At 66.6% G+C, this 12,932-nt stretch carries 12 protein-coding genes; 4 read left to right on the top strand and 8 right to left on the bottom strand.

The annotated features are described in order from the left end of the window. Positions 1-93: 93 nt before the first annotated feature. Positions 94-1,020, bottom strand: a complete 927-nt coding sequence (locus tag MIC98_RS03800) for a type 1 glutamine amidotransferase domain-containing protein (RefSeq protein WP_239735739.1) — start codon at positions 1,018-1,020, stop codon at positions 94-96. Between MIC98_RS03800 and MIC98_RS03795 the strand changes: the two genes are divergently transcribed. Continuing rightward, entirely contained in the window at positions 1,007-1,954 is a 948-nt protein-coding gene (locus MIC98_RS03795; protein ID WP_239735737.1) for a LysR family transcriptional regulator, read from the top strand. The genes MIC98_RS03800 and MIC98_RS03795 overlap by 14 nt on opposite strands. Before the next feature lie 6 nt (positions 1,955-1,960). Here MIC98_RS03795 and MIC98_RS03790 read toward each other — a convergent pair whose 3' ends face one another. Then, a complete protein-coding gene (locus MIC98_RS03790) occupies positions 1,961-2,206 on the bottom strand; it encodes a DUF2798 domain-containing protein (RefSeq protein ID WP_239735726.1) in 246 nt (81 codons plus the stop codon). A 112-nt stretch (positions 2,207-2,318) separates the two neighbouring features. Between MIC98_RS03790 and MIC98_RS03785 the strand changes: the two genes are divergently transcribed. Then, positions 2,319-3,272: a LysR family transcriptional regulator gene (locus MIC98_RS03785; protein WP_239735724.1), complete on the top strand. Its 954-nt coding sequence runs from the start codon at positions 2,319-2,321 to the stop codon at positions 3,270-3,272. Positions 3,273-3,311: 39 nt separating this feature from the next. Here the strand turns inward: MIC98_RS03785 and MIC98_RS03780 are convergent, their stop codons facing one another. From MIC98_RS03780 to MIC98_RS03770, 3 genes are all read right to left on the bottom strand, one after another. After that, positions 3,312-3,980: a hypothetical protein gene (locus tag MIC98_RS03780; RefSeq protein ID WP_239735721.1), complete on the bottom strand. Its 669-nt coding sequence runs from the start codon at positions 3,978-3,980 to the stop codon at positions 3,312-3,314. Between the two features lie 81 nt (positions 3,981-4,061). Further along, a complete protein-coding gene (locus MIC98_RS03775; RefSeq protein ID WP_239735719.1) occupies positions 4,062-4,526 on the bottom strand; it encodes a hypothetical protein in 465 nt (154 codons plus the stop codon). Positions 4,527-4,633: 107 nt separating this feature from the next. Continuing rightward, entirely contained in the window at positions 4,634-5,734 is a 1,101-nt protein-coding gene (locus tag MIC98_RS03770) for an alpha/beta hydrolase (RefSeq protein ID WP_239735716.1), read from the bottom strand. A gap of 361 nt (positions 5,735-6,095) precedes the next feature. On the opposite strand from MIC98_RS03770, the gene MIC98_RS03765 reads away from it, so the two are divergent. Continuing rightward, positions 6,096-7,082 carry a hypothetical protein gene (locus MIC98_RS03765; RefSeq protein WP_057641943.1) on the top strand — a complete coding sequence of 329 codons (987 nt, stop codon included), beginning with the start codon at positions 6,096-6,098 and terminating at the stop codon, positions 7,080-7,082. 165 nt (positions 7,083-7,247) lie between these two features. On the opposite strand, the gene MIC98_RS03760 is transcribed toward MIC98_RS03765, so the two are convergent. The 3 genes from MIC98_RS03760 to MIC98_RS03750 form a co-directional block, all read right to left on the bottom strand. Beyond that, the gene (locus tag MIC98_RS03760) at positions 7,248-8,015 is read right to left on the bottom strand and encodes an NrdJb (protein WP_057641944.1); all 768 of its coding nucleotides are present in this window, start codon (positions 8,013-8,015) and stop codon (positions 7,248-7,250) included. Between the two features lie 81 nt (positions 8,016-8,096). Continuing rightward, on the bottom strand, positions 8,097-8,738 hold the full coding sequence (locus tag MIC98_RS03755) for a hypothetical protein (RefSeq protein WP_057641945.1): 642 nt from the start codon (positions 8,736-8,738) through the stop codon (positions 8,097-8,099). Between the two features lie 189 nt (positions 8,739-8,927). Next, on the bottom strand, positions 8,928-11,081 hold the full coding sequence (locus MIC98_RS03750) for an adenosylcobalamin-dependent ribonucleoside-diphosphate reductase (RefSeq protein ID WP_239735704.1): 2,154 nt from the start codon (positions 11,079-11,081) through the stop codon (positions 8,928-8,930). 413 nt (positions 11,082-11,494) lie between these two features. Between MIC98_RS03750 and MIC98_RS03745 the strand changes: the two genes are divergently transcribed. Further along, positions 11,495-12,919: a Do family serine endopeptidase gene (locus MIC98_RS03745; protein ID WP_239735701.1), complete on the top strand. Its 1,425-nt coding sequence runs from the start codon at positions 11,495-11,497 to the stop codon at positions 12,917-12,919. Positions 12,920-12,932: the final 13 nt, after the last annotated feature.

The raw sequence follows: 12,932 nt of genomic DNA, 5'->3' as shown, positions 1-12,932 counted from the left end.
GCCACCAGTGGCTGCCGATCAGGATGCAGGAACAAGCCCTGCTCTCAGACTGGCTTGCTGGAAGGGCCGGATTTCAAGGCAGACAAGCCTGCATCATTTCGGCAAGGCCCGGTGGGCTCCGGCTTCTCCAGCCTTCGATACGTGGGCAAGCACGCTTCCATCGGGCACCTTTCCGCTGGCTGCCATACCGTCACGAGCCGCGCTTGCCGTATCCAGCATACGCATCATGGCCCGGGCCACGCCAGCCGACGAGGCCGGATTCTGCCCCGTGACCAGGCGTTCGCTGACGACAACGTGGGGCTGGAAATCGTCCACCGGCAAATGGCGTGCGCCACGCACCTCGAGCATATCGGCAAGCAGGAACGGCACGCTGTCGTACAGGCCCACCGCGCGCTCCTCCGCGTTGGTGAAGGCGGCGACATTCCTTCCCTCCACCAGATAGCGGCCGTCGGACAGCTTCACATTGACCAGGCCGGCCGGGCCGTGGCATACCGCTGCCACCACGCCACCATTCTCGTAGATGCGCGCGGCGATGGCGGCCAGTTCGGTGCTCTCCGGAAGATCCCACATTGTGGCGTGACCACCGGCATAGAAGATCGCGGCATAGGCATCCGGATCGACCTGCGCCGGGGCCAGCGTGCTCTCGGTCGCAAGCGGCCATGCCGAACTTTGGCGAAAGGCGGCATTGACCGGATCAACCAGATCCAACCCGTCCACGTGCGTCCTGCCACCTCGCGGGCTGGCGAAGTCAATCACGTAGCCGGCATCGACCAGCACCTGATACGGATGGCTGACCTCGGAAAGATAGAAGCCGCTGGGCGCAGTATCGCTACCTGCCGGGCCCTTGCGGTCGTGGCTGGTGAGAATGAAAAGAATACGTCGTGGCATGGAGGGTTCCTCGGGATCGGCGGCATCATGGGCCGCATCGGGAGACGTCATTCTGCAAGGCTTGATGCAGGGAATGAATTGATCAAAATGGAAAAACACTTTCTCCAATTCATCCCGAATGAAATTGCGCAATCTCGATGATCTGAACGTGTTCGTGCAGGTGATTGCCGCCGGCAGCTTTTCCGCGGCGGCACGCATGCTGCATCTGTCGCCCAAGACCGTGAGCAAGCAGATCGCCCGCATCGAGCAGGCACTTGGCGTGATTCTGTTCGAGCGCAACACCCGTAATCTGCGCCTTACCGACGAGGGGCGCATGCTGGCCGAACGGGCACGTGCGGCGTTGGTTGCGCTGGATGAGATGGAAGAACTGGCCCGTGATGGCCACCAGGGTCTTCGAGGCGTCATTCGCCTGACCGCACCCGCGCCATTCGGCCACAAGTACGTGACCGCGGCCATCCGGGATTTTCGCCAACTGCATCCACAGGTCGACTTCGAGTTGCGCCTGTCCGATCAGGTACAGGACCTGCACGGCGGCAACCTGGACCTGGCCATCCGCATCGGCGAATTGGCAGACTCGCGGCTGGTCGCACGGCGGTTGGCGCCAAACCGCCGCGTGCTGGTGGCCTCCCCGGATTATCTGCACGCGCATGGCACACCGAACGCGCCGGATGACCTCGCGCGATACGAATGCCTGGTGTTCACCTACCCGGGCCTACTGCACGACACCTGGGTGCTGCACAACGGCCGGCACAAGGCCAGCGTCCAGATTCGCGGTTCGCTGCAGAGCGACAATGGCGATGCCCTGCGAGCTTGGTGCCTTGCCGGACTTGGCATTTCGCTGCGCGAAACCTGGGACATCCACGACGCCTTGCATGCAGGAACACTGGTGCGGGTTTTGCCCGGGTGGGAGGCCATACCCTCGAACATCAGCCTGGTGAGGGCACGCCGGGAGCCTCTGCCGCGGCGGCTGACGATGTTCATGGAATTCATCCTGGCGCGCTGGCAGAACGCGCCGTGGGACATGCAGGACATCGCAGGAAAACCCTCCAAGCGAAGCAAGCCATGACACGCATCAGCCCCGCTGCACCGGGGCCGGCAACCACGAAGCGAGCCGCTGGCTGAGTCGCTGCACCGTCGGCCCGAACAGCAACACGATGGTGAACGCCGCCGGCCAGGCGGCGAGAAAGGCATGCCGCCAATGCCGCAGATAGGCAGCGTCGAACCCGAGGTTAAGCCAGACCACGAAGGCGGTCATCAACAGCGACATCCACAACGACATCAAGGCGGCGAAAACGAAGCGAAGACGTTGGTTGGACATGGAGAAACTCCGTATTGGGTTGGGGCGCCACGAAGTCTAGATATCGCCACTAATCAGAAATAGACTAAATTCATCAATTTGAAATTGCGAAAAGCGCAATTACCAATCAACCATGTTTGATGCACTCGCCCTGTTCGTCACCATAGTCGAAGCTGGCAGCCTTGCCGCCGCCGCCGACCACCTCGGCCTGCCTGCCGCCACCGTGACCCGGCGCCTGCAGGCACTGGAGCACGATCTCGGTTGCCGTCTGCTGCACCGCAGTGCGCGGCGTCTGCAACCGACGGCCGAGGGCCAGCAGTACTACGAGCAATGCCGGCCCCTGGTTCATGCGCTCAGCCAAGCCACTCAATCACTGGATGCCAATCTGCGCCGGGTCGCCGGCCATATCCGCGTGCTGGCGCCCGTGAACCTGGCCAGCGGACCGTTGACGCCGGCATGGACCGGCTTTCTGCGCGCATACTCCGAGGTAAGCTTGGAGTTCCAGCTGAGCAATACCACGCAGGACCTGATCGGCAGCGGCGCGGACCTCGCCATCCGTGTCGGTGAACAGGCCGATTCGCTGCTGACCCACAAGCGGCTCGGCGAAATCGGCGTGCATCTAGTGGCTTCGCCCACCTACCTCGCCCGACGCGGCATACCGGCGCATGCAAACGAACTGGCCGGACACGACACGATCGTCGCCACGCCGTTGCAGGACTGGTCATTGCGTGATCCGGCCAGCAACGAGGCAACCACCCTGCACCCCGTGCCGCGCCTGCGAGCCGACGAGATGCGCCTGGCAGTAAGCGCCGCCGAGGACGGTCTCGGCGTATTGCTGTGCCCGACCACGCTCACCCGCGACGCCATCGCCCACGGCAGGCTGACCAGCGTGCTCGAAGGCTGGACGCCACGCCGTCGCCCAGTGTTTGCCGTCTGGTCGCAGCAGCGCTACCTGCCGGCGCGGGTGCGCGCGCTGGTGGATCACTTGCAACGCTTCATCGAAGGTGATCCTCTGCTGGCGATACGTACCGAAGCCGGCCGGGGCCGTTCCGCAAGAGCCGGATCGCCCCCGCTTGATCCTCCTTGACCACGCGATGGCCAAATGCCGCGAGATGGGTCAGTGGCTTCAGGCGCCGTGGCCGTCCTCGTCGCCGCGGGTGCCCAGCGCCATGCCAGCGCCCATGCCTCCCATCGCGCCCATGCCACCGCCCCCTCCGCCGCCCTTGCCGCCCCCGCCGCCCCCGCCGGCCTCGTCCTTGCGGCCCTTGCCGGCCGCCCCCGACGCCGGTCGCGTCGGCCCCTGCGGCGGGATCGGCAGATCGCGCGGAATCGGCGCCAGGTCCAGCGCGTGGCGGATGAAATCGCGCAGCGACACCACCAGCGCGTCGGTATGCACCGGGCGCCCCTGCGCCAGCTCGGCGGCCGCCTGCGCCGCCAGCTGCACCTGTTCGTCGGTACCGAGCAGCAGGATGTCCGACAACGCCACCCCCACCGCGTCGCGGATGCGCCGCGCCCGCTCCGAGCCGGCATCGTCCTGCGCCTCGCCCTGCGCGCGCAGCTCGCGCAGGTGCTTCGGGTTCACGCCGAGGTCGCCGGTGAACGAACCGCCCAGCGTCTTGTAGGCGGCGATCAGCGTGCGCAGGCGCTCGTTGATCTGCCGGTTCTCGCGCTCGCGCCGCTGCTGCAGGGTCTGCATCACCACCAGGCGGATACCCACGCCGATCAGGGTGACGATCGCCAACCCCAGCAGGGTGGTGAGCACGGCCTGCCACGAACTGAAATCAAGACCACGCATGCAGGTGCCCCACGGGCGGCGACGATGCCGCCAATCTGAGGTGCCGGCGGCCGGCATGCAAGCCGCGCCACCGGCAAGGCTTCAATCCGCCACCCAGGTACCGCCACCCTGTGCGCAGCTGGCCGGCAGATCGGCCAGGTCGTCGGCCGAGCGCTCGTAGTAGTAGCCATCGAAGCTCTTGCCGAAAATCCCCCTGCAACTGCCCTGCGACGGCGACGGGCAACCCTGCATGTAGGTGATCTCGCCGGCCTTGCCGCCCATCTGCGCCGACACCTGCGCCAGTCCCTCGCATGCGCGTTGCAGCTCCGCCTCGGTGGAACCGCCGGCCAGCTGCATGCAATCGCGCGAGCGGATGACCTGCCCGAGCAGGTGGAATTCGCCGGCGATCATGCAGGCACGCGGCACGGTGGCCGGCGCATGCACCACCGCCGTCTCCGGCACCGGTTCGGCAACCTCCGCAGGCGTTTCCGGAGCGGCCGGCGGTGCCGCGGTTGCCGGTGGTTCGCTCGGGGCGCTGCATGCCGCCAACACCACTGCCGTGGCCATTCCCAACATCCATCCATAGTGTCTTGGCGGTGCCATGCGACTTCCCTCGTTGTCGAAACCACGCCGATCATAATCCAGACCGGCCGCGGCAAGTCGCACCGCCGCGATCACCTGTCGCCCGCCTCCCCCTCCACGGCCAGCGGCCGCACATGCTCCAGCAGGCTGACCAGGGTCTTGCCCGGTTCCTCCCACGGCATCATGTGCGCGGAGTGCTCGAACCAGACGCCCTGCTTGTACGGCGCGCGCACCTGCGCCAGCCAGGCGGCGGTCGGCGCCGAGGGCGTGGTGTAGTCGTGGCGGCCCATGAACATCACCACCGGCACGGGAAATTCCTTCACGCCGCTGTAGTCCACCTGCAGGAACTCGTCCAGCAACCGCCCCAGCGTGAACACGCTGCCGGCGTCGATCGCGCAGCGCGCGGCGTCGTCGTAGTCCGGCGACAGCCGCGGCCCGCGGAAGAAATAGTTGGACTCGCTGCGGTAGGCGCTGAGCCCGCCGTAGTGCTGCGGCCACTTGCGGGCGATGACGATGCGCTCGCGGGTGATCGGCCGGTCGCCGGGATACGGCGCGATGGATTCCATCTCGCGCACCGCCTCGGCGTTGCCGTGCTCGCGCGCGGTGCGCAGGCCGTAATCGAAACTGACCTGCTCGTTGGTGCGCACGTCGATCACCTGGCCGATGCCGACGTAGGCGTGGAACAGGTCCGGTCGCTGCAACGCCGCCTGCATCGCCACCACCGTGCCCCAGCTGTGGCCGACCAGCACCAGCTTGCGCTTGTGGTAACGCTGGCGCAGCTGGTCGGCCAGCTCGATGGCATCGTCCACGTAGCGCTGGATGTGCAGCGTGCCGGCCACTTCCGCCTGCGGGTTGAGCAGCAGCGTCTTCCCGGCGCCGCGCTGGTCGTAATTGACCACGGTGAAGTATTCCTCCAGCGGCCGCTGGAACTGCCACAGCGTGGGAATCACCGGCGAGGCCGGCCCGCCGTGGACGAACAGCAGCAGCGGGTTGCCGCGGTCCTGTCCGCGCACGTTCACCCACTGCTCGATGCCGCCGACCTTCGCTGCGTACGCCTCCTGCACGCCGTCGGGCGAGACGATATGCCCGAGGTCGGCAATGATTTCGCGCGCCGGGGCATAGCCGGAACGGTCAGGGCACGTGTCCTGCGCTTCCGCTGCCAGCGGCAGCGCCAACAAAAAGGCAGCCAGCACGCGCCATCCGGATCCATTCGTCGTCATGGCAACCTCACCTGCATTGCATCACCTCGATTGCCTGACAGCCTCCATCGACGCGGCAAACGGATCAAGCAGGTCCAAAGTCATTCCCTCTTTCGTCGCACGGGAATCCCCGGGAAGGGAACCGTGCGAAAAATCGATTCCAATCCCCGTCTTCCATGCAGCACGTGGCCCCGGCGGACCGGCATGCGGCTCGACACCCTCTTGTGACCGCCCGTTGCAAGGACCGCTGGCACCGGCCTGATCCGCGCCACTTCCCATGACCTTCGTCCGTGGACGGGTGCATCGGGGTTTGCCACGATCGGGCATCCAACAAAGACAGAGGATGTGCCTTCGCATGAAGCTGCCGTCACGCTGTACCACTGTCGCCGCCGCCATGCTTCTCACCATTGCTCCCACCAGCGTCGTCGTCGCGGCCCGGAGCGGCGAATCGCGGGAAGCGCCTGCGCGCACGCGGCTACCGACCCGATTCGAGCACCAGCGCATCTTCGTCGCACCCCGGTCCGCCGATGGCACCACCGTGCTTTTTTACACCGACAGTGGCGGCGGCTTGAACATGATCCGCGAAGACGCCGCCCTGCGGCTGGGCCTGGCTGCCGGTGCCGACGTAGTGGAACAAGGGCACCCCCCGATCAGGACCGTGCAGTGGCCCACGTTCGCCGGCGACGCCGACCTTCCCGCCGCCGAACACGACAGGTTCCTGGAGGGCCGGCTGGCGGTTGTGCCGGAGGAAGGCTTTGGCGAAGGTCCCATGCTAGACGAGGGATTTCTTGGCAGTCGCTGGTTCGCCGGACGGGTATGGGAATTCGACTATCCCTCCAGATCGCTCAGCATCCTAGAAGGTTGGCAGGCGCCCGCCAACGCCCGCAGCACGCCACTGACCATGCTGCCGAACCACGACATGTACTGGCCACGCGTCCAGGTCGAGATCGATGGCGAGCAGCTCGACCTGTTGTTCGACACCGGTGCCGAACTGCGGCTGGGTCCGGATGGCGCAAGAGCGCTGGGCAGGAGGGAAGGCGCCCGCGTGGCGGGCAGCTTCATCACCGCCCGCCAATACCGCAAGTGGCGCGATGCGCACCCGGATTGGCCGGTGGCGCTGAAAGGCGATGGCGCCATGCCGATGATCCAGGTGCCGAACGTACGTATTGCCGGCGCGGATGCGGGACCGGCATGGTTTGCCATGCGCCCGGACAGGAGCTTCACCGAATACATGTCGTCGATGACCGACGCCCCGGTCGAGGGTGCCATCGGCGGCTCGGCGTTTTCACGCCTGCGCATGGTGGCCGACTATCCCGCGCAGACACTCTACGTGCTGCCCTGAGCTGGGTATCCTGGCGAAGGACATCTGGGCCCTTCCCGCTTCCACCGTCCGCAGCAGCGCCAACCATCACGACGCGCCCGGAAGGACGAAACTCTCCGCAACGGAAATGGGCCAGGGCTGTTCAAGCACCTGGCCCCGCGCTTTCACAGACAGGCAGTCAGCCCATCACCCGCACTTGCTGTACCCGCAATTCAAGCAGGTCTGGCACCCATCCAGGATCACCAGCGCCTTGGTGCTGCACTTGTGGCACATGCTGGCGCTGGGCGGGAAGCTGGTGCCTTCGCCGGTGACCTCCACGTCCTCCTCGCGCTTGGCGGGGGCGGCAGCTACGGCGTCACCGTTTTTTTTTGAACGGTCCTCGAACTGCTTGCGCTTCTCGGCGATCAGCGCGCGCTGGTGGGCGCTCATCTCCGGGTCGTGCAGCAGGCCGATGGACTTCATGTGGTCCTCGACGATGGAGCCCAGTTCGGCCACCAGCGACGGCATGTAGACGCCGCCGGCCTTGAAGTAGCCGCCCTTGGGGTCGAACACGGCCTTCATCTCGTCGACGATGAAGGTGACGTCGCCACCCTTGCGGAACACCGCGGACATGATGCGGGTCAGCGCCACGATCCACTGGAAGTGCTCCATCGACTTGGAGTTGATGAAGATCTCGAACGGGCGGCGCAGCTCGTGCTCGGTGCCGGCGTTGAGCACGATGTCGTTGATGGTCACGTAGAAGGCGTGCTCCACCAGCGGCGACTTGATCTTGTAGGTGCTGCCGACCAGCACGTCCGGGCGCTCGATGCGCTCGTGCATGTGCACGATGTTGCTTTCCGCCGCGGCATCCGGGGCGGCCGCCACGACCGGGGCCTTGGCCGCCGCTTCCTTGCCCTTCCCGTCCGCGGTGATGACGGAATAACCCTTGATTTTCTTGTCGATCTTGACGGCCATGTTGCGTGTCCTGGTCATGCGTTGCGATGCGGGTTGCAGCGTCCCCGCCCTGCCGGGCGGGGGACGCGATGCGGCGTGTTGTTACTTGCGGACGGCTTTCTTCACCGCTTTCTTCGTGGTGGCGGCCTTCCGGGTGGCGGTCTTCTTCGCCGCGGTGGCCTTCTTCGCCACTTTTTTCTCGACCTTCTTCACCGCCTTCCTAGCAACGGCGGCTTTCTTGGTGACCTTCTTCGCGGCCTTCTTCACCGTTTTCTTCGCCGCGGTGGCCTTCTTGGCAACGGCCTTGGCGACTTTCTTTTCGGCGGCCTTCACCGTCTTCTTCGCCGAGGCCACCTTCCTGGCGGCCTTCTTTTCGGCACCGGCCACGGCCTTCTTCGCGGCGGCGCGCTTGCCGGCGCCCTTCTTCTTCAGACCGGCGGCTTCGGCCTTGGCGCTGGCCTTGGCCGCCTCCAGCTTCTGGCGCACCGAGGACACCTGCTTCTTGACCGCCTTCCTGGCGGTGGCAGCCTTTTTCGCGACGACCTTCTCGGCCTTCTTCACCGCCTTCTTCACCTTGCCGGCCTGTTTTTTCGCGCTGGCGCCGGCCTTCTTCGCACCGGTCCTGACCGCCGCGACGGCCTGGCTGGCGCCGGCGGCGAGCGACTCGCCCAGGTCGACGGCGGTTTCCTTCACGTTCTCGGCAACCTGGGAGACGGTCGCCGCCACACCATTACCATTGCTCATAAAGCCCTCCGGGGGCATCGGTTCGTGACGTTGGCGATGCTGTTGCGAAGCGGATCAAGCGTGGAACGCGGAGCATGAACGCGCCGTGGTGGCGCCACGGCGCCCATCGCCCGCCTTGCCGGCGGAGCGATGGGGAAGGTGCTTTAGGGGGTGCCGGGAACCTTCATCAAAACTTGCCGTGAGCCTTCCTCAGAACTTGCCGTAATACCCCTCTTTAAGCGCATCGAACAGGTTGGCGGCGGTGTGCATCTCGCCGTCGTACTCGATCTGCTCGTTGCCCTTGACCTCGACGACGTTGCCGTCCTCCAGCTCGAAGCGGTAGGTGGTGTTCTCCAGGTCCTGCTCCTTGACCAGCACGCCCTGGAAGGCGGCCGGGTTGAAGCGGAACGTGGTGCAGCCCTTCAGGCCCTGCTGGTGGGCGTAGCGGTAGATGTCCTTGAAGTCCTCGTACGGGTAGTCGGTCGGTACGTTGGCGGTCTTGGAGATAGAGCTGTCCACCCACTTCTGCGCGGCGGCCTGCACGTCCACGTGCTCCTTCGGCGAGATGTCGTCGGCGGCGATGAAGTAGTCCGGCAGCTGCGCGCCGGGTTCTTCCGCGAACGGCATCGCCTTCGGGTTCACCAGCTCGCGGTAGGCCAGCAGCTCGAAGGAGAACACGTCCACCTTCTCCTTGCTCTTCTTGCCCTCGCGGATCACGTTGCGGCTGTAATGGTGGGCGAAGCTGGGCTCGATGCCGTTGGAGGCGTTGTTGGCCAGCGACAGGCTGATGGTGCCGGTCGGCGCGATCGAGCTGTGGTGGGTGAAGCGCGAGCCGGTCTCGACCAGTTCGTCCACCAGTTCCGGCGCCACCGTGGCGATGCGCTGCATGTAGCGGCTGTAGCGCGCATGCAGCACCTTGCCCTGGATCTTCTGGCCCACCTTCCAGCCGTCGGCGCGCATTTCCGGGCGCTGGCGCAGCATCGCGGCGGTGACCTCGAAGGTCTCCTCCATGATCGGCGCCGGACCCTTCTCGCGCGCCAGCTCCAGCCCGGTTTCCCAGCCGGCGATGGCCATGTCGCGGGCGATGGCCTCGGTGAACTCGCACGATTCGGCCGAGCCGTACTTCATGCGCAGCATGGTCAGGGTGCTGCCCAGGCCGAGGAAGCCCATGCCGTGGCGGCGCTTGCGCATGATCTCGTTGCGCTGCTGCTCCAGCGGCAGGCCGTTGACCTCGACCACGTTGTCGAGCATGCGGGTGAACACGCGCACCACTTCCTTGTACTCGTCCCAGTCGAAGCTGGCCTTGTCGGTGAACGGGTCGCGCACGAACTTGGTCAGGTTCACCGAACCCAACAGGCAGGCCCCGTACGGCGGCAGCGGCTGCTCGCCGCAGGGGTTGGTGGCACGGATGTTCTCGCACCACCAGTTGTTGTTCATCTCGTTGACGCGGTCGATCAGGATGAAGCCCGGCTCGGCGTAGTCGTAGGTCGAGACCATGATCATGTCCCACAGGTGGCGGGCGCGGATGTGCCCGTACACCCGGCAGGCCACCAGGCCGTCGTCGCGGACGATGTAGTTCTCGTGGGTCGGCCATTCGCGCCAGACCACTTCCTCGCCGCTGGCCGGGTCCAGCTCGGCCTGTTCCTTGACGTTGATCGGGAACACCAGCGGCCAGTCGGCGTCGCTGTCCACCGCCTCCATGAAGCCATCGGTGATCAGCAGCGACAGGTTGAACTGGCGCAGGCGGCCGTCCTCGCGCTTGGCGCGGATGAAGTCCTTCACGTCCGGGTGCGACACGTCGAAGGTGCCCATCTGCGCGCCGCGGCGGCCACCGGCCGAGGACACGGTGAAGCACATCTTGTCGTAGATATCCATGAACGACATCGGCCCAGAGGTGTAGGCGCCGGCGCCGGCGACGAATGCGCCGCGCGGGCGCAGCGTCGAGAACTCGTAGCCGATGCCGCAGCCGGCCTTCAGGGTCAGGCCCGCCTCGTGCACCTTCTCCAGGATGCCGTCCATCGAGTCGGTGATGGTGCCCGACACGGTGCAGTTGATGGTGCTGGTGGCCGGCTTGTGTTCCTGCGCGCCGGCGTTGGAGGTGATGCGGCCGGCCGGGATCGCGCCGCGGCGCAGCGCCCAGACGAAGCGCTCGTACCAGTAGGCGCGCTTGTCGTCGCTGCCCTCGGCGTCGGCCAGGGCACGGGCCACGCGCTGGTAGGTGCCATCGATGTCGGCATCCAGCGCTTCGCCGGCCTTGGTCTTGAGGCGGTACTTCTTGTCCCAGATGTCCTGCGAGGCAGGCTGCATCGGTACCAGATCCGAACGGGTGTGATTGCCGACCACTTCCAGACGCACCGTACTCATGATGATGGGAACTCTCCTTGTGCACCTTGCGGTGCGGTTGCCGTGGCCCGGCGCGGCAGGGTCCTGCGGAACGGCGATGGCGCGAAACCGCGCGGCGATCCGCAGCGTGCGAGCTGCCACCGCAGCGCTTGCACGAGCTGGCCAACGCTTCCGGCCGGAACCCTACCACTTGGGGGCATTCTTCACACCAACCCAACATCTTGTGGCTGATGACCGGGCCAAGCTTACCCACGGCCCAAGTGATGTCAAACGAAAAATCTGCCCTGCGCCCCTTGCAATCGGCGCAGGGCTTGGCCGCCCTGCGTTTGCGCCGGCGCGACCGGTTTCATTGTCGATTTAGCCGGCTGCGGCCACACTCGCGTTCAGCAACCCACCCCGGCGCCCCCGCGCCACGCATTGGAACCACCGGACTCATGCGACCGTTCCCGACCCTGCTCACCCTGGCCCTGGCCGCCGCCTTCGGCGGCTTCACCGCCACCGCCATCAACGCCCACCTGGACAACCGCGCCGAAGCCGCCAGCGCCGCCCTGCTGCCGGCCACCAGCGCATTGCCGGCCAGCGTGGCCGGGCAGCCGGTGGCCTCGCTGGCGCCGATGCTGGAGCGGGCGATGCCGGCGGTGGTCAGCGTCAACACCAAGCAGGTGGTGCGGGTGCGCAACCCGTTCTTCGACGACCCGTTCTTCCGCCGCCTGTTCCCGCAGGTGCCGCAGGAACGGATCAACGAATCACTGGGCTCGGGCGTGATCATCGACGCGGCCAAGGGTTACGTGCTGACCAACCACCACGTCATCGAGGACGCCGACGACGTGCAGGTGACGCTGGCCGACGGGCGTACGGTGAAGGCCGAGTTCCTCGGCTCGGACCGCGACACCGACATCGCGCTGATCCGCATCCCCGCCGACAAGCTCACCGCGCTGCCGCTGGGCGACAGCGACCAGCTGCGGGTGGGCGATTTCGTGGTCGCCATCGGCAACCCGTTCGGCTTCAGCCAGACGGTGACCAGCGGCATCGTCTCGGCGGTGGGCCGCAGCGGCATCCGCGGGCTGGGCTACCAGAACTTCATCCAGACCGACGCCTCGATCAACCCCGGCAACTCCGGCGGCGCGCTGGTCAACCTCAGCGGCCAGCTGGTCGGCATCAACACCGCCAGCTTCAACCCGCAGGGCAGCATGGCCGGCAACATCGGCCTGGGCCTGGCCATTCCCTCCAACCTCGCCCGCGACGTGGTCGAGCAGCTGATCACCACCGGCGTGGTGGTGCGCGGCACGCTGGGCATCGAGACCCAGAACCTGAGCGCGCAGATCGCGCGCGGGCTGGGCCTGGACGAAGTGCGCGGCGCGCTGGTCACCCGCGTGCTGGCCGGCTCCGGCGCGGCCGCGGCCGGGCTCAAGGCCGGCGACGTCATCACCGCGATCAACGGCCAGCGCGTGGACAGCGCGCAGGCGCTGCACAACTACGAGGGCCTGCAGCCGGTGGGCCGCACCGTCGAGCTGGAGGTGCGCCGCGACGGCAAGCCGCTGCAGTTGGAGGCCACGCTCAAGGAACAGCCGCGCGCGATCGCCGGCGACACGCTCGACCCGCGCCTGGCCGGCGCCACCTTCGTCGACCTGCCCGAATCGGCGCGCCAGTCCGGGCTGAGCGGCGTGCAGGTCAGCGAAGTGGCGCGCGGCAGCCGCGCCGCGCAGTCGGGCCTGGCCGGCGGCGACATCGTGCTGGCCGCGACCAGCGGCGAGTTCGTCGACCTGGCCAGCTGGCGCGCCAGCTTCAGCCCGCGCCCGCCGCAGCTGGTGCTGCGCATCCTGCGCGGCAACACCCAGGGCCAGCTGCCGATGCGCTGACGGGCGCCCGGTC

The organism is Stenotrophomonas sp. NLF4-10 (genome assembly GCF_022359915.1).
GTDB lineage: Bacteria > Pseudomonadota > Gammaproteobacteria > Xanthomonadales > Xanthomonadaceae > Stenotrophomonas > Stenotrophomonas daejeonensis.
The sequence above is the reverse complement of the archived record's forward strand: the minus strand, read 5'-3'. Positions and strand labels throughout refer to the sequence as shown.

Coding starts and splice junctions, on each gene's coding strand:
- MIC98_RS03795 (WP_239735737.1), top strand. CDS start 1,007: ATGAAATTGCGCAATCTCGATGATCTGAACGTGTTCGTGCAGGTGATT.
- MIC98_RS03790 (WP_239735726.1), bottom strand. CDS start 2,206: ATGTCCAACCAACGTCTTCGCTTCGTTTTCGCCGCCTTGATGTCGTTG.
- MIC98_RS03785 (WP_239735724.1), top strand. CDS start 2,319: ATGTTTGATGCACTCGCCCTGTTCGTCACCATAGTCGAAGCTGGCAGC.
- MIC98_RS03780 (WP_239735721.1), bottom strand. CDS start 3,980: ATGCGTGGTCTTGATTTCAGTTCGTGGCAGGCCGTGCTCACCACCCTG.
- MIC98_RS03775 (WP_239735719.1), bottom strand. CDS start 4,526: ATGGCCACGGCAGTGGTGTTGGCGGCATGCAGCGCCCCGAGCGAACCA.
- MIC98_RS03765 (WP_057641943.1), top strand. CDS start 6,096: ATGAAGCTGCCGTCACGCTGTACCACTGTCGCCGCCGCCATGCTTCTC.
- MIC98_RS03760 (WP_057641944.1), bottom strand. CDS start 8,015: ATGGCCGTCAAGATCGACAAGAAAATCAAGGGTTATTCCGTCATCACC.
- MIC98_RS03755 (WP_057641945.1), bottom strand. CDS start 8,738: ATGAGCAATGGTAATGGTGTGGCGGCGACCGTCTCCCAGGTTGCCGAG.
- MIC98_RS03750 (WP_239735704.1), bottom strand. CDS start 11,081: ATGAGTACGGTGCGTCTGGAAGTGGTCGGCAATCACACCCGTTCGGAT.
- MIC98_RS03745 (WP_239735701.1), top strand. CDS start 11,495: ATGCGACCGTTCCCGACCCTGCTCACCCTGGCCCTGGCCGCCGCCTTC.